The sequence below is a fragment of the Roseateles sp. PN1 genome, assembly GCF_038419725.1.
In the GTDB taxonomy this organism is placed as follows: domain Bacteria; phylum Pseudomonadota; class Gammaproteobacteria; order Burkholderiales; family Burkholderiaceae_C; genus Paucibacter_A.
In genome coordinates this window covers 138,700-161,491 of record NZ_JBCARA010000011.1, presented here as the reverse complement: position 1 = coordinate 161,491, position 22,792 = coordinate 138,700, and the positions used below count along the sequence as shown (strand labels likewise).

The window sequence follows — 22,792 nt, the reverse complement described above, 5'->3', positions numbered from 1 at the left end:
GACAGTGTAAGTGGCGCCCGAAAAGCCGCGCTCGGCGGCGAACCAATCCAGCACGGGGATGGTGCCCGGCAGCACCGGCTGCACCTGCACCGGCAGGGTCTGCCAGGCCATGGCCTGCTGCTCGCGCATCTCGAACTCGCCCGTCCACTCGTAGACCTTGCAGAAATGCAGGCGCACCCGCGCATGTTCGTAGTCCATCACCAGCTCTTGCCATGGGTGGGCCGAGCCAATCGTGATGCCTAACTCTTCGTGCAACTCGCGGGCCAGGGCTTGCGCCACGGTTTCACCCGCTTCCAGCTTGCCGCCTGGGAACTCCCAGTAACCGGCGTAGACCTTGCCGAGCGGGCGCGAGGTGAGCAAAAAACGCCCTTCCCGGCCCTGCGCGTCGCGCTCCACCAGCACGCCCACGGCGACATCCACAATCGGGCGCTCAGACATGGTCCAGGCCCTCCGGTGGGCGCACATCGGCGATAGGCATGGGCGGCGCCTCCAGCGCGCCTCGACCGGCCAAGTCGCGAGCAAATTGATAAGCCACCCGGCCCGAGCGCGAGCCACGCTCCAGCGCCCACACCAGGGCGGGCTGGCGGGCGGCGCTGATCAGCGCCTCATCCATGCCGAAGCTGCGCAGCCATTGCGCGGTGATGGCCAGGTATTCGCCCTGGCTGAAGGGGTAAAAACTCAGCCACAGGCCGAAACGCTCGGACAGGGAAATCTTCTCCTCCACCGCCTCGCCGGGATGCACCTCGCCGTCTTCGGTGTGCTTGTAGCCCAGGTTGTCGCGCATCTGCTCGGGCAAGAGGTGGCGGCGGTTGCTGGTGGCGTAGATCAGCAAGTTGTCGGTGGCGGCGGCCACCGAACCGTCGAGGATGGACTTCAAGGCCTTGTAGCCCGGCTCACCCTCGTCAAAGCTGAGGTCGTCGCAAAAGATCACAAAGCGCTCGGGCCGCTCGGCCACCAGCTCGATCAGGTCGGGCAATTCCACCAAATCGGCTTTATCGACTTCGATCAAGCGCAGGCCGCGCGCCGAAAACTCATTCAACACCGCCTTGATCAGCGAGCTCTTGCCCGTGCCGCGCGCACCGGTCAGCAGCACATTATTGGCCGGGCGGCCGGCCACGAATTGCTCGGTGTTTTGCAAGAGGCGCAGCTTTTGCGGCTCCACTTCGCGCAGATCGGCCAAGCGAATGCCGGCCACATGCCGTACCGGCTCCAGCACACAGCGGCCCGCCGCGCCGCCACGGCGGCGGTAGCGAAAAGCCACCGAGGCCGACCAATCGGGCGCCGCCACCGCGCCCGGCAGCAAGGCCTCGACGCGGGCCAACAGGCCTTCGGCACGGGACAAGAAGTTTTGCAAGGAATCGGCCATGGGCAGCGTCGGTCAGTGGGCAGGCAAGGAGGCAAAAAAGCGAATAGCGACACCCTCGGGGTGGCGCCAAACAAGGCAGCCCGCAGTGTAGCGGCCGCCTGTGCGCAGGCCCCGAGCTTGACCCTCAAGGTGAGCGCCGCGCCATGGTCCGATCCGCTCAGGGCGGCGGTTTCCGGGTCATGACCGGGTCACGGCCCCGGGCCATCCTGCCGAACTGAAACCCATCTCGAAAGGTTCCCGCCATGCGCCCCACCACTGCTCGCACCTACGCCCTTCGCACCCTCAGCGCCGCCTTTGCCGCCCTGCTGTTCGCCAACGCCCACGCCGCCACCGCGCTGAACGGCGATGGCAGCTGGGCCGGCTTCAATGTCGACGCCAATCTGCCGCCCTACAGCTTTGCCTGGGTGGACGACGAGGCCGCCACGCTGAGTTTCAGCGTCATCGTGCCCACCGGCTTTGTGGGCCGCCTGACGGTGGTGGACCTCGGTATCTCGGGTGACCAGTTCCGCGTCATGGATGGCGGCGCCTGGCTCGGTGACACCGGCGCGGCAGTCAACGGCGACGTGGCCGGCGCCCTCCAGTTCAACCCCGAGCAAGCCCTGGCCGACAGCGCCTTCAGCCGCGGTGTCTTCACCCTGGCGGCGGGCACCCACACCATCAGCGGGCTGATGATCAAGTCCACCAGCTTCATCGACCCGGCCAGCGGCAACAGCCTCACGACCGACGCCAGCATCGGCGCCCTGAACCTGACGCTGTCCCCCGTGCCCGAGCCCAGCAAGAGCACCAGCTTGCTGGCCGGCTTTGGCATGTTGGTCTGGGCTCTGCGCCGCAACAGCTTACGCCACGGCTAAAAGCTCGCTTCGCTTCGTCCGAACCTGCCTCGGCCCATCGCCAAACGAACCCACGACCGATCATGCAAACACACCTCCGCCCCCTGCTGCCCGCCCTCGCTCTAGCCTTGTCGGCTGTCTTCGCTGCCGGCACCAGCCACGCTGCAGCCATCGCGCCCATCAAGGTCAAGATCGTCGGCTTCAACGACTATCACGGCACACTCGAGTCCCCCGGCACCTTCGGCGCCAACACCTCGGTGCCCAGCGCCTCGCGTCCGGCCGTGGGCGGCGCCGAGTATCTGGCGGCCTATGTGGCGCAGATGCGGGCCAGCAACCCCAACACGGTGGTGGTGGGCGGTGGTGACTTCATCGGCGCCTCGCCGCTGATCTCGGCCCTGTTTTATGACGAGCCGGCAGTGGAAACGCTCAACAAGATCGGTGTGGATTTCAGCGCCGTCGGCAACCATGAATTCGACAAGGGCAAGGACGAGCTGCGCCGCCTGCAAATGGGCGGCTGCAAGCTGGTGGGTGGCGTGCCTGATGCCAATAGCTGCAAGGGCTTTGGCTCCTCGGCCCCCGGCACCTTCGACGGCGCCAAATTCAAATGGCTGTCGGCCAATGTGATGGAAACCGCCACCGGCCGCACGCTGCTGCCGGCCTATGGCGTGAAGAGCTTCAACGGCGTCAAGATCGCTTTCATCGGTATGACGCTCAAGGGCACACCCGGCATCGTCACGCCCACCGGCGTGGCCGGCCTGAAATTTCTGGACGAGGCCGACACGGTCAACGCGCTGGTGCCCAAGCTGCGCGCCCAAGGGATAGAAGCCATCGTGGTGCTGGTGCACCAGGGCGGCTTCCAGAATGCCGCGGTGGCCGGCGGCTTCAACAACAGCGATATCAATGGCTGCCTGAACAATCTGAACAATAGCGACGGCAGCAATAGCGAGATCGGCAAGATCGTGTCCCGCCTAGACAAGGCGGTGGACCTGGTGATCAGCGCCCACACCCACGCCGCCTACAACTGCTCCAAAAACAGCAAGGACAACGGCAGCACCGCCCGCAGCGCAGGCCTGCCCAACAAGGCCGGCCGCCTGGTGCCCGTCACCAGCGCCAGCGCCTTTGGCCGGGTGTTGACCGAGATCGACCTGCAGATCGACCCGATCAGCCGCGATGTGATCGACGTCAGCCCCATCAACCGCTTGGTGGACCGCACGAACGCCAGCGTCACCGCCGCCATCGCCGCCCAGCCAGAGGTGAAAGAGGTGGTGGCGGCCTACAAAGCGGCAGCCTCGCCGCTGGCCAGCCAGGTCATCGCGGTCATCACGGCCGGCATGTCGAATGCAGCCAATGCGGCCGGCGAAATGGAGGCCGGTGACCTGATCGCCGACGCCCAGCTGCAAGCCACCCAACCTGCCGCCCTGGGCGGCGCCAGCGTCGCCTTCATGAACGCGGGCGGCGTGCGCAGCCCCGGCTTTGTGAAGCCCGCCGCTGCCAGCTACCCCTATGCCCTGAGCTATGCCGATGCCTTCACGGCCCAGCCCTTTGGCAACAGCCTGGTGACGATGACGCTGACGGCCCAGCAGATCAAGGACGTGCTGGAGCAGCAATTCGTTGGCTGCAAGGGCCAGGGCACGCAGCGCATCATGCAGGTCTCCAACGGCTTGCGCTATTCCTGGAGCGCCAGCGCCCCGGCCTGCGCCAAGATCGTCAATGTGGCGCTAACGCCCACCGACGTGAGCGTCTATCCGCCGCAAGTCAGCGGCCCAACCGACAACCTGGTCATCAACGGCGTGGTGCAAAACCCGAGCAAGACCTACCGCGTCACGGTCAATAACTTCATGGCCACCGGCGGCGACGGCTTCACCACCTTTATCGGCGGTGCCAATGTGCTGGGCGGCGCGCAAGACATCGACGCGCTGGTGGCTTACCTGTCCGGCTACAAAGCGCCCGCCGCGCCTTACAACCCCAGCAGCGCCGTCTTCAGCAAGCCGCGCATCAGCCAGCTGCCCTGAGCCAGGCTGGCATGCACCCTCAGCTTGAAGTGAAAGCCGTCACCCTCAACCGGCGCAGCGCCGCAGCCCGACTCCTCCGTCTGGCTGCGGCCTTGTCCTGCGCGGCCCAGCCGCTACGCCTGGCCGCGCATGTCCATAGTGATGGCGCCAATGGCCAAGGCGCGCGCCTGCAGGTCGAACGCCTGGCCTTGTTGCAATCCGCCCGCCTGGCGCTGAGCCAGGGCCAAGCCCAGCCGGCCCTGCAGCTACTCGAACGTGCGGCCCTGATGAGCCATGACGCCGACACCGAGATGCTGATGGTGCTGGCCATGCTGCAGGCTGGCGAATTCCGCAATGCGCTGAACTTCGCCTCGCACACCGCCGGCGCTCACAAGGACGAGCCCGAAGCGCTGGCGCTTTACGCCTGGCTGCAAGCGCTCAGCGGCCAGGCCGCCTATGCCGCTCGCATCATTGACGCCGGCCTGCAGCGCCTGCCGCAAGAAGCCCATCTGCGCACCCTGCAGCCGCTGATCCAGCAACTGCTGGACGGCAGCTGGACCGATACCGCCACCCCCCGGCCGGGCCCAGCGGCTTTCGGCGCTGCGCTGCCCCAGCAAGCCCAGGCGCTGGGCAGCGGCCTGCTCTTGAACGAAGGCCGGCAAGCCTTGCTGGCCTTGCCGGATGGCGGACTAGCCTGGGCGAACGGGCGCCCGCTCTGGCTGCGTAACGGCTTGGGCCAGACGCAGATGGCTCAGCTGAGCCGCGGCGCTAGCAATACGTCAACCGAGAGCGCCCTGGCCGCGCTTGGCTTGAGCCTGCTGAACCTGGACACACAGCTGACGCCACCTGCCGGCCAGCCGCCGCTAAGGTGCGCCGCACGCGATGCCTTTGCCGGCAGCCCGGTTGCGGCGCTGATCTATTTGCCCGATTCGGGTACCGGCACCGCTTGGCCGGCCATGCAGCTGGGCTTTGTGGGGCGTATGGGCCTTGTGCCAGGCCAACCGGGCCTGGACATCGCCTTGCCCGCGCAAGTCAGCGCCGGGCCGGTGTTTGATCAAGCCGGGCGTTGGATCGGCTTTGCGCAGCGCGGCGGGCAGAGCATCCAACAACAGGCCGCAAGCCTGCTACCGCTCAGTGCCTTGAATGCTGCCTTGGCGCCCATGCTAGACACACCGCCGGTCCAGGCGCAAGCGCTGCCGCTCTCAGCCGATAGGCTTTACGAACAATGCCTGCCGCTGAGCGTGCAGGCCTTCGGCGGGGTCAGTTGAAATTTGAGTTCAGGCCACCAGCAGCTTAAGCGAATACTCCAGCTGCTCGGTGGGCATGCGCTTGAAGCCTGAGCGGGCATAACGCTGCAATCGGCCGACAACAAAGCTCAGCAGCACGGAGGCATGGGCATTGGCCTCGACCGTGGGCGTGGCCGAGCCGCGGGCCTCGGCAGCACTGCGCAAGACTTGGCGCAGGCTGGATTCGATGCGATCGAAAAACTGATTCATGCGCGCCACCAAGCGCTCGTTCTCGTAGACCAGGGCGTCGCCCACCATCACCCGGGTCATGCCGGGATTGCGCTCGCCGAACTGCAAGAGCACGGCCACAATTTTTTGCGCCTGCTGCTGGCCGGAAGCATCGCGCTCGATGATTTGATTCACCAGGGTGAAGATGCTGGTCTCGATGAACTCCAGCAAGCCCTCGAACATCTGCGCCTTGCTGGCGAAATGGCGGTAGAGCGCAGCCTCGCTGACCGACAGCTTGGCGGCCAGTGCGGCGGTAGTGATGCGGTCGGCACCTGGTGCTTCCAGCATGCTTGCCAGGGTCTGCAGGATCTGCACGCGGCGCTCGCCGGGCTTGGGGCGTTTGCGGGCAGCGGGCGCTTCGGCAGCAGGCGCCGCGGCTACCGAGCCAGTGACCTCGTCCTCAAGCACGGCGGACTCGGGCGCGGTCAGTTCGGGCGGGGAGGCAGGCATCGGCGTAGTCGCTTGTCATGGGTTGGCGTGGGTTGCGGCGATTCTGGCACAGCCAGATGACGGCGCTTGTGCGGGTCTACGAGTGGCCCGCCCCAATCCACCACAGCACGTGCTTGGTCCTCAGTCGCGCAACCAGCCCAGGCGGCGGGCTTCGTAAATCGCCTCCACCTTGGAGCGCACATGCAGCTTGCGATAGACCCGCTTCACATAAGTGCTGACGGTATGCGAGGACACGCTGAGGAACTGCGCGATCTCATCGAAAGTAAAGCCCTTGGCCGCCAGATGCAGCACGCGTGATTCCTGCTCGGACAAGGCGACCGCGTCTTCCTCCACCAAGCCGCGCGAGTGGGCGCCCTCTTGGACAAACGCGACCGCATGGCTGGCCGCTGTGGCCGGGGCCAGGCGCATCAGCAGGCGGCGCGCGATGACGGGGCTGATCGGGCTGCCACCGGCATGCAGGCTGCGCAGTTGGGTGGGCAGGTCCAGCGCCAGGCTGTCTTTGAGCAAATAGCCGGTGGCGCCAGCCTCGATGCTGGACAGCACATGCTGCTCGTCCCCGAAGACCGAGATCACCATCACCTCGCAGTCGGGCTTGACCTGGGCGGCATGGCGAATCAGCTCGATGCCGCTGCCGCCGGGCAGGTCCAGGTCCACCAGCAAGACGTCCGGGCGGAGCTGGTCGAACATGCGGGTGCCTTCGATCAGGTCGGGGGCAATGCCCAGCAGGCGGATGTCTTTGACCTGAGCCAGCGCGTGCGTGAAGGCGTCGCGAAAGCGCGCTTGGTCTTCAACAATCAAGACGGAAAAAGTGGGCATGGCGGTGAGCGAAAAGGTGGGGCAGCGTGTCGCCGGAGTCGGTGACTCACGATAACGCGCCGCTGCACATTCGCTCACCCTACGATCGTGGGATTCATGCGCCGTCTTGGCGAGGGAGCGGGGCCGGGATTGGCCAGGCTCAGCCAGAAACAAGGCGCCCGATCAGCGCAGCAACTCGGCCAGCGAATGGACGCGCTGATCCACATACACCGGCCGCCGCCGCAGCCGTGGTTGCGCCGCTGCGCTGGCTGTAGCCGGCGCGCCGGACTTGCCCTCATGTAACCAGCGCTGCATCCACACCGTCTGCATGCCTAAACGCTGCGCCGTTTTCTGATGCACCAAGGTGTCTTCCACCAGCACGCATTGGCCGGCTTGCAGATGCAGGCGTGCCAGCACATGGCGAAACATGCGGGCATCGGGTTTGGGACGTAACTGGCCAAACATGCGCATCTGCTCCATCGCGATCACGCACTCGAAGCAGTGGCTCAAATTCAGCGCACGCAGCACCCGCTGGGCATAGGCCAGCGGTGCATTGGTCAGCAAGAATTTGCGGCCGGGCAGACGCCGCAGCGCGGCCAAGTCATGTGCATGGCTGTGCACATGCGATTCCAGGCCCGGCAAGGCATGGGTGTGGTGCAGGAAATGCCCGGCGTTGACGCCGTGATGCCGCTCCAGGCCCAGTAAGGTGGCGCCGTAGCGATGCCAGTAGAGCGCGCGCAAGCGATTGGCTTCGGCCCGCTCGACCTGCACATGGCTGACGATGTAGTCCGTCATGGCCACATTCAATTCGGCGAACACCCGCGCCGAGGCGTTGTGCAGGGTGTTGTCGAGATCGAAGAGCCAGACGGGCGTGCCCGCTTTGGCCTTCACGGGCGACCTCGGTGGATGGGATTCATGGCTGGCTCTGAATGCGCTCGAACGCGGAGAGATGATCCGATCCCTTGGTCGGAACGAATCATCGCAAGTCCTCACTGCGTTCGGAGACAGAGAGATGATCCGGTTTCAGTAAGGCCACATCATCGCAAGTCCTCACTGCGTTCGGACGCGGAACGATGATCCGGTCTCAGTGAGACCGGATCATCGTTCCGTAAGCCTGATCGCTGAGGATTTCCAGCAGCATGGCGTGGGGCACGCGGCCGTCGATGATGTGCACCGCATTGACGCCGCTGCGTGCCGCGTCCAGGGCCGAGGCGATCTTGGGCAGCATGCCGCCGGAGAGTGTGCCGTCGGCGAACAAGGCGTCGATCTCGCGGGCGCTCAGGTCGGTCAGCAAGTTACCGGCCTTGTCCAGCACGCCGGGCGTGTTGGTCAGCAGCACCAGCTTCTCGGCCTTCAGCACTTCGGCCAACTTGCCGGCCACCACATCGGCGTTGATGTTGTAGCTCTCGTTTTGCTCGCCAAAGCCGATGGGGCTGATGACGGGGATGAACTGGTCGTCTTGCAAGGCCTTGACCACGCTGGGGTCGATGCTGACGATGTCGCCAACCTGGCCGATATCGTGTTCCTTGGCCGGGTCGTCCTTGTCCACCATCTTGAGCTTCTTGGCGCGGATCATGCCGCCGTCACGGCCCGTCAGGCCAACGGCCTTGCCGCCGGCCACATTGATCAGGCCGACGATGTCTTGCTGCACCTGGCCGGCCAGCACCCACTCCACCACTTCCATGGTTTCTTCATCGGTGACACGCATGCCTTGAATGAAGTGGCCCTTCTTGCCCAGGCGGCTCAGCGCGCCTTCGATCTGCGGGCCACCGCCATGCACCACCACCGGGTTCAGGCCGACCAGCTTGAGCAGCACCACGTCTTCGGCAAAGTCTTGCTGCAGCGCCGGGTCGGTCATGGCATTGCCGCCGTACTTGATGACGATGGTCTTGCCGTGGAACTTGCGGATATAGGGCAAGGCTTGCGAAAGGATCTCGGCCTTCTCGCGCGGGGCGATCTGGGACACATCCGTGTTGATGGCGGGGGCGGCGGACTCGATTTTCATGGCGGGCTCTGCAAAAGACGATGAGAGGAAAGCGCGCTGATTGTAGGGTTGGCCCTGACAATGCGGCCCGAAGGAGATCACTGTGATTGCCATTTTGCAAAGAGTCCGCCAAGCCCAGGTCGAGGTCGAAGGCCGTGTGGTGGGCGCCATTCCCCAAGGCTTGCTGATGCTGGTCTGCGCCGAACCCGGCGACAGCGAGGCGCAAGCCGAGAAATTGATCAGCAAGACGCTCAAGCTGCGCATCTTCAGCGACGCCGCCGGCAAGATGAATCTGAGCCTGCAAGACATCGGCGGCAGCCTGCTGATCGTCTCGCAATTCACCCTGGCCGCCGACTGCAGCGGCGGCAACCGACCCAGCTTCACCGGCGCCGCCGGGCCTGAGCAGGGCCGCCGGCTCTACGAGCATTGCCTGAGCCTGGCGCGCAGCCAGCTGGGTGACAAGGTCGCCGCCGGCGAGTTTGGCGCCGATATGCAGGTCAGCTTGATCAACGATGGGCCGGTGACGATTCCGCTGCGGATCAACTAGCGCTTGTTGATCCGAGGGGTTCTGCAGTTAGTTTGCGAACTCGCCGGCGGCGCGAATCACCGAGCTCCATTTGCTGAGTTCAGATTTGACGAAGCGCTTGTGCTCCGGCCCCTGGCTGCGCGCGTCCAGCACCACTGAGGCGCCGCCCGCCGCAGCATTGGCCTGAAACACCGGGTCAGACCGGGCTTGTTGCAGGGCCGCGGCCAGGGCCGCCAACACCGGCTTGGGCGTGCCATGTGGGGCGTAGACGCCATGCCAGACGGTCACGGAAAAGCCATTCAAGCCCAGTTCGCTGAGGGTCGGCACCTCGGCCAGGCCGGGCACATCCAGGCGCAGCGGACTGGTCACGGCATAGGCCCGCAGCTTGTTCTTGGACAGCAGCGCCACCGTGTCGGTGCTCTGGTTGCACATCAGGTCGACCTGTCCGCTCAGCAAATCAGCCATGGCCGGTGAGGCGCCGCGGTAACGCACGCTGCGCAGGTCCAGCTGGGTCACGCTGCGGAACAACAAGCCGCAGAGCTGCGAGGCCGAACCCTGGCCGGCATTGGCCAGATTGACCTTGCCCCGGTTGGCCACCATCCACTGGCTCAGTTCCGCATAGCTCTTGGCCGGCAGGCCCGGCCGGCCCACCAGCACCATAGGCACTTCTTGCAGCAGGCCCAGGTACTCAAAGTCGTCCAGGGTGTTGTAGGCCAGGCTGGGGTAGAGCGCCGGCGCCGTGGCCATGCCGATGTGATGCAGCAGCAAGGTATAGCCATCGGGCACGGCCCGCGCCACCTTGGCGGTACCCACCGTGCCACCGGCGCCGCCGATATGTTCGATCTGCACCGCCACGCCCAGCGGCTTGCGCAAGGCTTCGGCCAGGCTGCGCGCCAACTGATCGCTGGGGCCGCCGGCAGGAAAAGGCACGACCAAGGTCACCGCATGGTCCGGATAGGCTGCGCGGGCGGGCGAAACGGCCGCCAAGCCAATGGCCACCATGCTGAGCATGGCGCCAACCCACCCTGCGCGCCGCGCGCACTGCTTGTTCTGTGTCATCACTCCCTGCTTTGCTGAGACGGTCTAGGCCCTGGCATGCTAGGAGCGGAATCCGCCCCACCCATACCGGGAACTACGTAAGCGCAGAGTGAAGGGCGACAGGTAACTCAGGCCAAGCTGCGCGCGTCTTGCACCAGCAAGCCGTCATTGGGCAGGCTGCCGGGCGGCTGCAACTCCACCTCGCAGCGCAGCTTGGTGATGTCGCGCAAGGCCTGGGCCAGGCGCTCACTCAAGCCTTCATCGGCTTGGGCCACCTCGGCCTTCAAGCTCATGCGGTCTTGCGCCATTTCGCCCTCCACCACCAGGCGGGCGCGCAGCAGCTCGGGGAAGCGCCGCATCAGCTCGGCCACTTGCGAGGCATGGACAAACATGCCGCGCACCTTGGCCGATTGGTCAGCACGGCCCAGCCAGCCCTTGATGCGGGCATTGCTGCGGCCGGTCGGGCAGCGGCCCGGCAAGATGGCCGAGAGGTCGCCCGTGCCGAAGCGGATCAGCGGATAGTCCGGCGTCAGCGTGGTCACCACCAACTCACCCACCTCGCCCTCGGGCAGGGGCTCGCCGCTGCCCGGGCGCACGATTTCCACGATCACGCCTTCGGCCAGCACCATGCCCTCGCGGGCCGAGGTCTCGTAGGCGATCAGCCCCAGGTCGGCGGTGGCATAGCACTGATAGCCCGTCACCCCACGCGCCGCAAACCAGTCGCGCAGCGCCGGCGTGAAGGCCTCGCCACTGAACAAGGCCTTGGTGATGGAGGAGACATCAGCACCGGTCTGCTCCGCCTTCTCAAGCAAGATGCGCAAAAAACTCGGCGTGCCCACATAGCCTTGCGGGCGCAGCTCGGCAATGGCCTGCAGCTGCAATTCGGTATTGCCCACACCACCCGGGAACACGCTGCAGCCCAGGGCATGGGCCCCACCTTCCATCATGGCGCCCGCTGGCGTGAGGTGGTAGCTGAAGCTGTTGTGCAGCAAATCGCCCGGGCGCATGCCGGCGGCGAACAGCGCGCGCGCCACGCGCCAGAAGTCGGGCGCCATGCCTTCGGGCTCGTAAATCGTGCCGGGCGACTGGAACACGCGCCGCACGCCCTGTTGGGCGCCCAGTCCGGACCAGCCGATGGCGGAGAAGCCGCCAAAGGGATCGCCATGACCAGACTGACGTTTGGCCTGCTGGCGCGCAAGCAGCTCGCTCTTGCGCGTCACCGGCAAGCTGGCCAGCGCCGCCCGGCTGCTGACGCTGGCGGCATCGATGCCAGCGAACAGCTCAGCGAAGGCAGCGGTATGAGCCTGCGCATGCGCCACCTGGCGCGGCAAGGCGGCCAGCAAGGCTTGCTCGCGTGCACTGGCTTCTACGGTTTCCTGCGCGTCATAAAAATGGCTATGACTACTGCTGCTACTGCTCATGGTGTCTCATCCGTCCAGCGCGCCAGGCGGCGCTTGATTTCATCCAGCAGCGCGCGCACATCGGCGCTGCTTTTGCACACCCGCACATCCCACTCCGGCCGCTGCGCCGGGCGCTTGGCCAGGCGGGCATGCAGCTGGCCTGCACTCTCGCCCTCACCGAGGCTCAGCATCAGCAAGACCTGACCCTGCAAGCTGAAGCTGTCGCCCTGCGCCTGCAGCGAACGCATATCACGCAGATTGCGCTTGAGCGTCAGCAAGGCCTCCTCGGCCTTGAAGGCGGGGGGCGCGAAGAAGTCGTCATTCATGGCCATACGCCCCAGCCTCAAGCCAGCCAGCGCTTGCGGCGCTTGTAGCTCTTCACATCCTTGAAGCTCTTGCGGTCGCCGCCACCCGTGCCGAGGTAGAACTCCTTGACGTCCTCGTTCTCGCGCAAGGCATGGGCCTCGCCGTCCATCACGACGCGGCCGCTTTCAAGGATGTAGCCGTAGTCGGCATAACGCAGCGCCATATTGGTGTTTTGCTCGGCCAGCAAGAAGGTCACGCCCTCCTTGACGTTGAGGTCTTTAACGATCTCAAACACCTCTTCAACGATTTGCGGCGCCAGGCCCATCGAGGGCTCGTCCAGCAGCACCATGCGCGGATTGGCCATCAGGGCGCGGCCGATGGCGCACATTTGCTGCTCGCCACCCGAGGTGTAAGCGGCCTGGCTGCTACGCCGGGTCTTGAGGCGCGGGAAGTAGTTGTAGACCTTGTCCAGCGTCTGCTGCACGGCCGCCTTGCCGTCCTTGCGGGTGTAGGCGCCGGTGAGCAGGTTTTCTTCGATGCTGAGGTGGGCAAAGCAATGCCGCCCCTCCATCACTTGCACCACCCCGCGGTTGACCATCTCAGAGGTGCCGAGCTTTTCGATGCGCTCGCCGCGCAGCTCGATGCTGCCCTTGGTGACCTCGCCGCGCTCGCCTTCCAGCAGATTGCTGACGGCACGCAAGGTGGTCGTTTTTCCCGCGCCATTGCCACCCAGCAAGGCCACCACGGTGCCTTCCTTGACCTGCAAGGACACGCCCTTGAGCACCAGGATCACATGGTTGTAGATGACCTCGATGCCGTTGACGTTGAGAAGAATGTTGGCCGCGCTATTGCTGCTGTTGGCGCTGCTGGCACTACTGACGTTACTCATTGCGGTCCTCGTTGGCTCATGCCAATGCCGTGCAGGCATTGGCATGAGGGCTTCAAAGAAGCCCCCCAGCCTCTCGCCAGATCGAGTTCAAGGCTGGGGATTACTCATAGACCCGCCCTGCAGCAGGACGGGGCCGACTGGCGGTGAATCAGGACTGGCAGTCCGCAGGCGCGCGGCGTTCCAGCTTCTTCTCCGTGGCGTACTTGTCGGCCGCGGCCTTCACCATGGGCTTGATGATTTGCTCGTCGGCCTGGTACCAGTCAGACGAGAAATTCCACTTGGCGCCGTCCCAGCTGTGCACGCGCGCCCAGCTCGAGCCCATATGGTCCTGGCATGAGGTGCTGATGGGGCGCATCACGCCGGCAAAGCCCAGCGCGTCCAGGCGCTTTTGGTCCAGCGCCAGGTTCTCCAGGCCCCAGCGCACTTGCTCGGCGTTCATAACCTTGCCCTTGCCGAAGCGCTCTTGCGCGCGGCGCACCGCTTCCACACCCAGCATCTGGATGATCAGGCCGCGGGTGTAGAGCACCGAGCCGACTTCGTCCTTGGGACCGGTGCCCTCACCCTTGCCGTGCACATACTTCAGGATGTCTTGAATCACTTTGGGACTCTGGCCGGAGGTGTTCAGCGCCAGCGCGTTATAGCCCTTGGCGCCCTCGCCCACGTCCTTGACATCGGGCTCAGCGCCGGCCCACCAAACGCCGTACATCTTCTCGCGCGGGTAGCCGGTGGCTTGCGCTTCCTTCAGCGCGGTGGAGTTCATCACGCCCCAGCCCCACAGCAGCACATAGTCGGGGCGCTGCTGGCGCACTTGCAACCAGGCGGACTTTTGCTCGACGCCAGGCGCCGTGACCGGGATCTTGATCAGCTCAAAGCCGTGCATCTTCTGGCGCTCGTCCAGCAAGGGCATGGGCTCTTTGCCGAAGGGCGAGTCGTGATAGACCAGGGCAATCTTCTTGCCCTTGAGCTTGTCAAAGCCGCCCTCCTTCTTGGCCAGATGCTGGATCAGCATGTCAGCCGCCGTCCAGTAGCTGCCCATCAGCGGGAAGTTCCACTTGAAGACATTGCCGTCTTGCGAGGCAGCCAGGCCGTAGCCGAGGGTGACCAGCGGGATCTTGTCCTTGATGACCTTGTCGGTCAGCGCGAAGGTGATGCCAGTGGCTTGCGGGTCGAACAGCGAGGGGTTCTTGCCCTTCAGGCGCTCATAGCATTCCACGCCCTTGTCGGTGGCGTAGCCGGTTTCGCATTCTTCAAAAGTGACCTTGACGCCGTTGATGCCGCCATCGCGGGCATTGATCATCTTGATGTAGTCCTGCTTGCCATTGGCCCAGGGCGTGCCATTGGGCGCATAAGGGCCGGTGCGGTAGACCAGCAGGGGGAAGAATTGTTCCTTGGCCTGGGCCACGGCCTCAGTCACTAGCCCGGCAAGGCTCAGGGCCGCCAGGCTTGACGCAATCGCAAAGCTCTTCAGTGTGGACATGATGATTTGTCTCCTGTGATGGGCACTCAGCGGTGCTTTGTTGTGGATGGGAAAAACGCGGGGCAATCCAAACGAATCAAACAAGCAAATCAGTGAGGGAAAGGCCAGAGACGCAACTTCTCTTTGGCCGTTGACCACAGCCGCGCCAGGCCGTGCGGCTCTTTGATGAGGAAGAAGATGATCAGCGCGCCGAACACCATCAGCTCGAGGTGCGAGGCCGTTTCGGTGCCGATCTGCAAGCCCATGGCGGCCGGCAATTGGTTCAGCACAATCGGCAAGAAGATGATGAAGGCGGCGCCAAAGAAGCTGCCCATCACCGAGCCCAGGCCGCCGATGATGATCATGAACAGGAGCTGAAAGCTGCGGTCGATGGAGAAGGCCGCCGGCTCCCAGCTGCCCAGATGCACAAAGCCCCACAGCGCGCCGGCCACGCCCACGATGAAGCTGCTGACCGCAAAAGCCGTGAGCTTGGCGTAGACCGGGCGGATGCCAATAACGGCCGCCGCCACATCCATATCGCGCATGGCCATCCACTCGCGGCCGATGGCGCCGCGCACCAGGTTCTTGGTCAGCAAGGCGAACAAGACCACAAAGCTCAGGCAGAACAAATACTTCTGCGCCGGCGTGTCGATGGCATGGCCCCAGACGCTCAGCTCCGACACCGAGACATTGCCCGAGGACGAGTTGTTGGTGAACCACTTGATGCGCAGAAAAGCCCAGTCGCAAAAGAACTGCGCCGCCAGCGTCGCCACCGCCAGATACAAGCCCTTGATGCGCAGCGAGGGAATGCCGAACAGCACGCCCACGGCGGTGGCGCACAGGCCACCGAGCAAGATGGAGCCAATCAGCGGCATATGCTCAACACGCACCTGAAAGTTATAGGCCGCGTAAGCGCCCACTGCCATGAAGGCACCGGTGCCGAGCGAAATCTGCCCGCAATAACCCACCAGCACATTCAGGCCCAGGGCCGCCAGCGAGAGGATCAGAAAAGGAATCAGGATGGCGCTGAAGAAATAGTCGCTGGCCAGCCAGGGCGTCAACACAAAGGCCAGCAGCAGCAAGCCGGCAATGGCGATCTTGTCCTGCCGGATGGTGAAGATCTGGCTGTCGGCGCGATAGCTCGTCTTGAACTGACCGTTTTCACGATAAAGCATGTCGTCCCCTCAAACCCGGTCAATGATTTTTTCGCCGAAAAGACCCTGCGGCCTAACGAGCAAAAACAGCAGCGCCAGCACATAGGCAAACCAGATTTCGATGCCTCCGCCCATCAGCGGCCCCAGATAGACCTCGGAGACTTTCTCGCCCACGCCGATCACCAAGCCACCGATGATGGCGCCAGGTACCGAGGTCAGCCCGCCCAGAATCACCACCGGCAAGGCCTTCAGCGCCACCAGCGAGAGCGAAAACTGCACGCCCAGCTTGCTGCCCCAGATCACGCCCGCCACCAGGGCCACGAAACCGGCCACGGCCCAGACGATGACCCAGATGCGGGAGAGCGGAATGCCGATGGACTGCGCGGCCTGATGGTCATCGGCCACCGCACGCAGGGCGCGGCCGGTCGAGGTCTTCTGGAAAAACAGCGCCAGCAAGATCACCATGGCAGCGGCAATCAGCGCGGCATACAGGTCTTCTTTATTGACCAGCACGCCGCCCTCAAAGGTTTTCTCGAACAGAAAGATCGGGTCCTTGGGCATGCCCACATCGATCTTGTAGATGTCCGAGCCGAACAGGGTCTGGCCCATGCCTTCGAGCAGATAGGTCACGCCGATGGTGGCCATCAAGAGCGTGATGCCCTCTTGATTGACCAGCTTGCCCAAAACCCAGCGCTCAATCGCCCAGGCCACCGCCAGCATCACCAGCATGGCCAGCACAAAGCCCAGCACATTGACGAGGATGGGCTGGCTGATGCCGGTCCACTGCGGAATCCACTCGGTGAAACGCGCCATCGCCAGGGCAGCGAACAGCACCATCGCGCCCTGCGCAAAGTTGAACACCCCGCTGGCCTTGTAAATCAGCACAAAGCCCAGCGCGATGAGCGAATAAAGCATACCCGTCATCAGGCCGCCGAAGATGGTTTCAATCACAAATCCCATGGCGACATTCCTTAGTGACTGGTGCCGAGATAGGCACGGATGACGTCTTCGTTACCGCGCACTTCATCGGGCGCGCCGTCGCCGATCTTCTTGCCGTAGTCCAGCACAACCACCCGGTCCGAGATGTCCATCACCACGCCCATGTCATGCTCGATCAGCACGATGGTGGTGCCGAACTCTTGGTTGACGTCGAGGATGAAGCGGCACATGTCCTGCTTCTCTTCCACATTCATGCCGGCCATGGGCTCATCCAGCAGCAAGACCTGCGGCTCCATGGCCAGAGCGCGGCCCAAGTCCACGCGCTTTTGCAAGCCATAGGGCAGGCGCCCCACGGGGGTCTTGCGATAGGGCTGGATTTCCAGGAAGTCGATGATGCGTTCGACCTTCTCGCGCTGCGCCATTTCCTCGCGCTCGGCCGGGCCCCAGCGCAGCGCTTGCAGCAAGAGGCCGGTCTTCATGTGCAGGGTGCGGCCGGTCATGATGTTGTCCAGCACGCTCATGCCTTTGAACAAGGCCAGATTCTGGAAGGTACGTGCCACCCCCATCTCCGCCACCTGGCGGGAGCTGAGGTGTTTGAAGGTCTTGCCTCGGAAGGCGATGGAGCCCTGCTGCGGCTGGTAGACGCCGTTGATGCAGTTCAGCATCGAGCTTTTGCCCGCGCCGTTGGGGCCGATGATGGCGCGCACCTCATGCTCGCGCACATCGAAGGAGATGTCCGTCAGCGCCTTCACGCCGCCGAAGGCCAGGCTGATGTTCTTGATGTCGAGGATGACCTCGCCGATTTTCTTGCTGCTCATTTCAGGCGGCCCTCTTGGCAGTGTTGGCAGGCGCGAAGGTCTTGGCGTCAGCAATCTTCAAATCCGCCGCCACCGAGCCCGCGCGCCCATCCTCAAAGCGCACCGCCGTTTCAATGAACTGAGAGCTCTTGCCTTCGTAGAGCGCGGCGATCAGCAGCGCGTACTTTTCGGCGATGGCGCCGCGCCTGACCTTGCGGGTGCGGGTCAGCTCGCCGTCGTCGGCGTCGAGCTCTTTGTGCAGGATCAGGAAGCGGCTGATCTGGCTACCGGCCAGCAACTCGTCTTCGGCCAGGTCGGCATTGACCTGCTCCACGCAATCGCGGATCAGGTTGTAGACCTCGGGCTTCTGAGCCAAATCGGTGTAGCCGGCATAGGGCAGATTGCGGCGCTCGGCCCAGTTGCCCACGGCGTCGAAGTCGATATTGATGAAGGCGCAGACCTTCTCGCGCCCATCGCCAAAGGCCACTGCCTCCTTGATGTGGGCGAAGAACTTGAGCTTGTTCTCCACATACTTGGGCGCGAACATGGCGGCGTCAAAAGCGCCACCGCGCAGGCGGCCCACGTCTTTGGCGCGGTCGATGATCTTGAGGTGGCCGTGGCTGTCGATGAAGCCGGCGTCGCCGGTGTGATACCAGCCCTCGGGCGTCAGCACCTCGGCAGTGGCGGCGTCGTTCTTGTAATAGCCCTTGAGCAGGCCGGGCGACTTGACCAGGATCTCGCCGCTCTCACTCAGCTTGATTTCCACGCCTTCAATCGGCACGCCCACCGTGTCGGCGCGTGCCTCATGGTCGGGCTGCAGGCACACAAACACGGCGGTTTCGGTGGAGCCGTAGAGCTGCTTGAGATTGATGCCGATGCTGCGGTAGAAGCTGAACAGGTCCGGCCCGATGGCCTCGCCCGCGGTGTAAGCCACCCGCACCCGGCTCAGGCCCAAAGTGTTGCGCAGCGGGCCGTAGATGGCCAGATTGCCCAGGGCGTATTTCAGCCGGTCCAGCGCCCCCACCGGCTTACCGTCCATCAGGGCGGGCCCAACGCGCCGGGCCAGCGCCATGCAGCTGTTGAAGAGCCAGCGCTTGGGCGCGGAGGCGTCTTCCATGCGGATCATCACGCTGGTCAGCAAGCCTTCGAACACCCGCGGCGGCGCGAAGTAATAGGTCGGGCCGATTTCCTTCAGGTCGATGGTGACGGTGGCGCTGGACTCGGGGCAGTTCACCACATAGCCGCAGACCAGCCACTGCGCGTAGCTGAAGATGTTCTGGCCAATCCAGGCCGGCGGCAGATAGGCCAGCACTTCCTCATCGCAAGTCAGCTTGTCGAAGCGGGCGCCGGCCTGGGCGCGGTCGATCAGGCTGGCGTGGGTGTGCACCACGCCCTTGGGGTTGCCGGTGGTGCCGGAGGTGAAGAACATCGCCGCCACATCGCCGGCTTGGCCCTGGGCCACGGCTTCGTCGAAGAAATGCGGGTGCAGCGCGGCGTGCGCCCGGCCTTGCTCGGCCAGGCTGTCCAGCGATGCCAAGCTGGCGTCTTCGGCGTAAGCGCGCAGGCCACGCGGGTCATCAAACCAGATGCGGCGCAGCTGCGGGCAATGCTCTTGGTCGCGCAGCTCCAGCATCTTGTCGACCTGCTCCTGGTCTTCCACCACCGCGAAGGCGATCTCGGCGTTATTGACCGGAAACACAAATTCGGCGGCCACCGCATCCTGATACAGCGGCACCGGAATGGCGCCCAGCGACTGCGCGGCCAGCATGGCGGCCGACAAGCGGGGCCGGTTCTCGCCCACCACCAGCAAATGGTCGCCGCGCCGCAGGCCGGCTTGGGCCAGGCCATGGGCCAGCTCGCGCACCAACTGGGCCAGCTTCGCCCAGCTCAGGGTCTGCCAAATGCCATATTCCTTCTCGCGCAAGGCCGGGGCATGCGGACGCTGCGCGGCATGCGCCAGCAAAAGCTGCGGAAAGGTGGAACTCGGGGCTGCAGTAGTCACCGGTTTGTCTCCTTGAGTCTCTGGCAGGTGCGAAATGGCGCTGCCGGGACTTTGTTGTGTTGGCATCCTAGGGGCGACTTTGACGCTTGGCTGTCTTTGCAACGACATTCCTAGGGTCAGTACGGGGGCGTGCTTTCCCGGGGTCGCTTGGCAGCGCGCTGTAAGCCTCCTGTCACCCAGGCTGGGCAACACTCAGCCATGAACTTCGCAAATGCTTCAAGCCAGGCCGAGACCGGCGCCGCATCCCCCGCAACCAGCCTGCGCCAACGCGCCCGCGCCGCCACCGCCCAGGAGTTGGCCGCCATTCCCTGGCTGGCCTTGCTGGACCCGCAGCAGCGCGCCAAAGCGGTGGCGCAGCTGGAAGTGGCCGATGCGCAAGTCGGCGAGCGCATTTGCAAGATTGGCAAAAAAGCCAATTACTGGTTCGGCGTCATCGACGGCTTGCTGAAGATGAGCAATGACGACTCCTCCGGCCAGGCCATCACCTTCACCGGCGTGCCGCCCGGCGGCTGGTTTGGCGAGGGCACTTTGCTCAAACGCGAGAGCTACCGCTACAACATCCAAGTGCTGCGCCCCAGCATCGTGGCGGGCTTGCCGCTGGAGATGTTCCACGAGCTACTGGAAGGCAGCATCGCCTTCAACCGCTTCATGCTCAACCAGTTGAATGAACGCCTGGGCCAGTTCATCGCCGCCCGCGAGATCGACCGCATCAGCGACCCCGATCTGCGCGTGGCCCGCAACCTCGCCGCCCTCTTCCACCCCCAGCTCTACCCCGGCGTGGGCAGCCTCTTGCGCATCACCCAGCAAGAGCTGGGCTATCTGGTCGGCCTGTCACGCCAGCGCGTCAACCAGGCCCTCAACAAGCTGGCGGAGCGCGGCCTGATCAGCATCGAGTACGGCGGGCTGCGGGTGCTGGATTTGCAAGGCTTGCGCTGCTTTCCGCAGGTGATGCCGGCGGTGTCAGCGCTGCCGGTGGGGGCGTGAGCGGCAAAAAAGCTTTGCCGCCCATCAAGCCCCCAAGCGCTTCCCAGCGCCAGTGCCGGTTCTGATTTACTGGGTGATGTTCTTGACCACCCGCCCGTCTTTCATGATCACCAGCAAGTTCTTGGCCGGCTCGGCGATCAAGGCGATGTTCTCGATCGGGTTGCCGTCCACCAGCAGCAAGTCAGCCAACGCGCCTTCTTGAACCACGCCCAGGCGGCCGCGGTAAGGGCTGCGCAGGCCCGACAAGGCCAGCAGTTCGGCATTGCCCGAGGTGGCCATCTTCAGCACTTCCACCGGGCTGTACCAGCGCGTCATCTTGGCCAATTGAGCGCCTTGGGTGGCGGCCGCAGCGGCATCGAACAAGGTGTCGGTGCCCCAGGCAGTTTTGATCTTGTACTTCTTGGCCAGCGCATACGCCGCGTCGGTGCCGCCGAACATTTCCAGCTGCTTGAGGCGGTTGGGCGAGCCCTCCGGGAAGGCGGATGGATGATGGGGATCCTCCACAAAAGGCTGCAAGCTCCACCACACGCCTTTATCGGCCATCAGCTTGGCGGTGGCCTCGTCCAGCAACTGGCCGTGGTCAATGCAGCGCACACCGGCCTCGATGGCCTGGCGCACCGCACGCGGCGTGTAGGCATGCACGGTGACGTAAGTGCCCCAGTTCTCGGCCGCTTCCACGGCGGCGCGCAGCTCGGGCACGGTGTACTGGGTCACGTCCAGCGGATCAAAGCTGGAGGACACACCGCCACCGGCCATCAGCTTGATCTGCGAGGCCCCCAGCGCCAGCAGCTCGCGGCTGCGCTGACGCACTGTGTCGGCGTTGTCAGCAATCACGGCCGCACCGGCGCGTTCGCTGAAGGTGAATTCCCCGGGGCGCACGGGTAACTCGTTAGGCAGGCGGAAGTCACCATGACCGCCGGACTGCGAGAGAAAGGCCCCGGAAGGCCAGATGCGCGGCCCGGCCACCAAGCCCGCATCAATGCCGCGCTTCAAACCAAACACCGGGCCGCCAAGATCGCGGATGCTGGTGAAGCCGCGCATCAAGGTGTCGTTCGCGGCCTTCACTGCCGCCACATTGATGAAACCCACATCGCTGGTGAGGATCACCAGCTGCGGCAGGGTGGAAAACATGATGTGGGTGTGGGCATCGATCAAACCCGGCATCAAGGTGCGGCCGCTGCCGTCGATGCGGGTCAGCACCGCGTCGGCCGGGGCCGAGATGGGTGCGCTGGAAATGGTCTTGATGGTATTGCCCTGCACCAGCACATTGGCGGGGGCGGACAGCTTGTCGGCCACACCGTTGAAGATGCGCACGTTTTCGATCAGCACCGCGCTTGGCTGCGGCATGCCCGCTTTGGCGGATGGCGCGGCAGCTTGCTGAGCCCAACTGGCGCTGGCGCCACCCGCAGCCAGGCCCAAACAGGCCAGGCCGCGCAAGACGGTTCGTAAAACAGTGGCTTGCATTTGCTTTCCCTATCTCAGAAGTGGTGCTGACCGATGCCGGGCGCTTGACCGCGCTGTACCGAGCGCTGTACCAAGCGCTATACCAAGCGTTATAGCCGGGCAATAAGAGGCCTTCCATTCTGCACGCCGGTCGCCGCGGCCGTGATGACACAGCGCTTCGAAGTTAGGGGATGAGCTGTGAATCGCCAGTCAGCGAACTGTGGCTGGGCGGGGAGCAGGCGGGGGCAGCCCGCCGCAGGCTCAGGCGCCAAAGGGCGTGGGCGGCGGCACCTGCTTGGGCACGGTGGCGTAATGCTCGGCGCTCATCTCGTACAGCAGGCTGGGGGCCTGGCCCGGCACATCGGCCAGCGCGCCCTTGAGCCGCATGCCGATGCGCTCCAGGGTCTTGCGTGAGGGCATATTGCTCGGCCGCACCACCGCCAGCACGGCTGGCGCGCGCAGTTGGTCAAAGGCCAGCGCCAAGGCCGTCATCGCCATCTCGGAGGCATAGCCCTGCCCCCAGGCCTGGGGCCGGAAGCGGAAGTACAGATTCAGATCCAAGCGCCCCTGATGCCCCTCGATGGGCTTGGCCATGATGCCGCCGAAGCCCAGCAGCTGCTCGGGCTGCTCGCGCAAGGCAATCGCCCAGTAGCCAAAACCTTGCGACTGCCAGTGCGCCTGCCAACCGTCCAGCAAGGCCTGCGCGGCCTCGCGCGAAACGAGTGCGCCGGCGGGGTTGAAGCGGTTGGTGATGGGGTCGGCATGCACCTCAAAAACGACATCCAGATCGCTGGCCTCGGGCGCGCGCAGCGTCAAACGCGCGGTGTCCAAGGTTGCCAACAAGGGCTCAAGCAAGGCCATGACTGTTTATCCCGAGGAATGACGATATGGTGAAAACCCTAATTTTCCACCTTAAACCGAAGCAGGC

At 64.5% G+C, this 22,792-nt stretch carries 21 protein-coding genes and 1 pseudogene; 5 read left to right on the top strand and 17 right to left on the bottom strand.

What is annotated here, in order from left to right; translation table 11 throughout:
* Nucleotides 1–3: 3 nt before the first annotated feature.
* Together AABB87_RS17310 and AABB87_RS17305 are read right to left on the bottom strand one after the other, a co-directional pair.
* Nucleotides 4–465 (bottom strand): annotated as a pseudogene (locus AABB87_RS17310) (NUDIX domain-containing protein); the annotation flags it as partial.
* Nucleotides 431–1,366 (bottom strand): ATP-binding protein, encoded by a 936-nt coding sequence (locus AABB87_RS17305; RefSeq protein ID WP_341972517.1) that lies wholly within the window; start codon nucleotides 1,364–1,366, stop codon nucleotides 431–433. The gene AABB87_RS17305 and the pseudogene AABB87_RS17310, both read right to left, overlap by 35 nt.
* Nucleotides 1,367–1,608: 242 nt before the next feature.
* Here AABB87_RS17305 and AABB87_RS17300 point away from each other — a divergent pair, with 242 nt between their 5' ends.
* The 3 genes from AABB87_RS17300 to AABB87_RS17290 all read left to right on the top strand — a co-directional run bounded on the left by AABB87_RS17300 (nucleotide 1,609) and on the right by AABB87_RS17290 (nucleotide 5,455).
* Nucleotides 1,609–2,217: a hypothetical protein gene (locus tag AABB87_RS17300; protein WP_341972516.1), complete on the top strand. Its 609-nt coding sequence runs from the start codon at nucleotides 1,609–1,611 to the stop codon at nucleotides 2,215–2,217.
* A gap of 62 nt (nucleotides 2,218–2,279) precedes the next feature.
* Nucleotides 2,280–4,208 (top strand): bifunctional metallophosphatase/5'-nucleotidase, encoded by a 1,929-nt coding sequence (locus tag AABB87_RS17295; RefSeq protein WP_341972515.1) that lies wholly within the window; start codon nucleotides 2,280–2,282, stop codon nucleotides 4,206–4,208.
* An 11-nt stretch (nucleotides 4,209–4,219) separates the two neighbouring features.
* Nucleotides 4,220–5,455 carry a hypothetical protein gene (locus AABB87_RS17290; protein WP_341972514.1) on the top strand — a complete coding sequence of 412 codons (1,236 nt, stop codon included), beginning with the start codon at nucleotides 4,220–4,222 and terminating at the stop codon, nucleotides 5,453–5,455.
* A gap of 9 nt (nucleotides 5,456–5,464) precedes the next feature.
* Here AABB87_RS17290 and slmA read toward each other — a convergent pair whose 3' ends face one another.
* The 4 genes from slmA to argB all read right to left on the bottom strand — a co-directional run bounded on the left by slmA (nucleotide 5,465) and on the right by argB (nucleotide 8,951).
* Nucleotides 5,465–6,151, bottom strand: a complete 687-nt coding sequence (gene slmA, locus AABB87_RS17285; RefSeq protein ID WP_082680028.1) for a nucleoid occlusion factor SlmA — start codon at nucleotides 6,149–6,151, stop codon at nucleotides 5,465–5,467.
* Nucleotides 6,152–6,271: 120 nt separating this feature from the next.
* Nucleotides 6,272–6,967 carry a response regulator transcription factor gene (locus AABB87_RS17280; RefSeq protein WP_341972512.1) on the bottom strand — a complete coding sequence of 232 codons (696 nt, stop codon included), beginning with the start codon at nucleotides 6,965–6,967 and terminating at the stop codon, nucleotides 6,272–6,274.
* Between the two features lie 162 nt (nucleotides 6,968–7,129).
* Nucleotides 7,130–7,837 (bottom strand): pyrimidine 5'-nucleotidase, encoded by a 708-nt coding sequence (locus AABB87_RS17275; RefSeq protein WP_341972511.1) that lies wholly within the window; start codon nucleotides 7,835–7,837, stop codon nucleotides 7,130–7,132.
* 193 nt (nucleotides 7,838–8,030) lie between these two features.
* Complete coding sequence (argB, locus tag AABB87_RS17270; RefSeq protein ID WP_058720604.1) at nucleotides 8,031–8,951, bottom strand: acetylglutamate kinase; 921 nt, start codon at nucleotides 8,949–8,951, stop codon at nucleotides 8,031–8,033.
* A gap of 82 nt (nucleotides 8,952–9,033) precedes the next feature.
* Here argB and dtd point away from each other — a divergent pair, with 82 nt between their 5' ends.
* The gene (dtd, locus tag AABB87_RS17265; protein WP_341972510.1) at nucleotides 9,034–9,477 is read left to right on the top strand and encodes a D-aminoacyl-tRNA deacylase; all 444 of its coding nucleotides are present in this window, start codon (nucleotides 9,034–9,036) and stop codon (nucleotides 9,475–9,477) included.
* 27 nt (nucleotides 9,478–9,504) lie between these two features.
* On the opposite strand, the gene AABB87_RS17260 is transcribed toward dtd, so the two are convergent.
* The 9 genes from AABB87_RS17260 to AABB87_RS17220 form a co-directional block, all read right to left on the bottom strand.
* A complete protein-coding gene (locus AABB87_RS17260) occupies nucleotides 9,505–10,515 on the bottom strand; it encodes a tripartite tricarboxylate transporter substrate-binding protein (RefSeq protein WP_341972509.1) in 1,011 nt (336 codons plus the stop codon).
* A 107-nt stretch (nucleotides 10,516–10,622) separates the two neighbouring features.
* The gene (locus AABB87_RS17255) at nucleotides 10,623–11,915 is read right to left on the bottom strand and encodes a phenylacetate--CoA ligase family protein (RefSeq protein WP_341972508.1); all 1,293 of its coding nucleotides are present in this window, start codon (nucleotides 11,913–11,915) and stop codon (nucleotides 10,623–10,625) included.
* Entirely contained in the window at nucleotides 11,912–12,226 is a 315-nt protein-coding gene (locus tag AABB87_RS17250; protein ID WP_341972507.1) for a hypothetical protein, read from the bottom strand. The genes AABB87_RS17255 and AABB87_RS17250 overlap by 4 nt, the downstream gene beginning before the upstream one ends.
* A gap of 11 nt (nucleotides 12,227–12,237) precedes the next feature.
* Entirely contained in the window at nucleotides 12,238–13,089 is an 852-nt protein-coding gene (locus tag AABB87_RS17245) for an ABC transporter ATP-binding protein (protein WP_341972506.1), read from the bottom strand.
* Nucleotides 13,090–13,237: 148 nt separating this feature from the next.
* Nucleotides 13,238–14,566: an ABC transporter substrate-binding protein gene (locus tag AABB87_RS17240; protein WP_341972505.1), complete on the bottom strand. Its 1,329-nt coding sequence runs from the start codon at nucleotides 14,564–14,566 to the stop codon at nucleotides 13,238–13,240.
* A gap of 89 nt (nucleotides 14,567–14,655) precedes the next feature.
* Nucleotides 14,656–15,720, bottom strand: coding sequence for a branched-chain amino acid ABC transporter permease (locus AABB87_RS17235; RefSeq protein WP_058720610.1), 1,065 nt, complete (start codon nucleotides 15,718–15,720; stop codon nucleotides 14,656–14,658).
* 9 nt (nucleotides 15,721–15,729) lie between these two features.
* On the bottom strand, nucleotides 15,730–16,659 hold the full coding sequence (locus AABB87_RS17230) for a branched-chain amino acid ABC transporter permease (protein ID WP_058720611.1): 930 nt from the start codon (nucleotides 16,657–16,659) through the stop codon (nucleotides 15,730–15,732).
* Between the two features lie 11 nt (nucleotides 16,660–16,670).
* Complete coding sequence (locus AABB87_RS17225) at nucleotides 16,671–17,456, bottom strand: ABC transporter ATP-binding protein (protein WP_058720612.1); 786 nt, start codon at nucleotides 17,454–17,456, stop codon at nucleotides 16,671–16,673.
* Between the two features lies 1 nt (nucleotide 17,457).
* Nucleotides 17,458–19,545 carry an AMP-dependent synthetase/ligase gene (locus tag AABB87_RS17220; protein WP_341972504.1) on the bottom strand — a complete coding sequence of 696 codons (2,088 nt, stop codon included), beginning with the start codon at nucleotides 19,543–19,545 and terminating at the stop codon, nucleotides 17,458–17,460.
* Between the two features lie 90 nt (nucleotides 19,546–19,635).
* On the opposite strand from AABB87_RS17220, the gene AABB87_RS17215 reads away from it, so the two are divergent.
* A complete protein-coding gene (locus AABB87_RS17215) occupies nucleotides 19,636–20,421 on the top strand; it encodes a Crp/Fnr family transcriptional regulator (protein ID WP_341972503.1) in 786 nt (261 codons plus the stop codon).
* Between the two features lie 66 nt (nucleotides 20,422–20,487).
* Here AABB87_RS17215 and AABB87_RS17210 read toward each other — a convergent pair whose 3' ends face one another.
* Nucleotides 20,488–21,885, bottom strand: coding sequence for a metal-dependent hydrolase family protein (locus AABB87_RS17210; RefSeq protein ID WP_341972502.1), 1,398 nt, complete (start codon nucleotides 21,883–21,885; stop codon nucleotides 20,488–20,490).
* 240 nt (nucleotides 21,886–22,125) lie between these two features.
* Entirely contained in the window at nucleotides 22,126–22,725 is a 600-nt protein-coding gene (locus tag AABB87_RS17205; RefSeq protein ID WP_341972501.1) for a GNAT family N-acetyltransferase, read from the bottom strand.
* Nucleotides 22,726–22,792 lie beyond the last annotated feature (67 nt).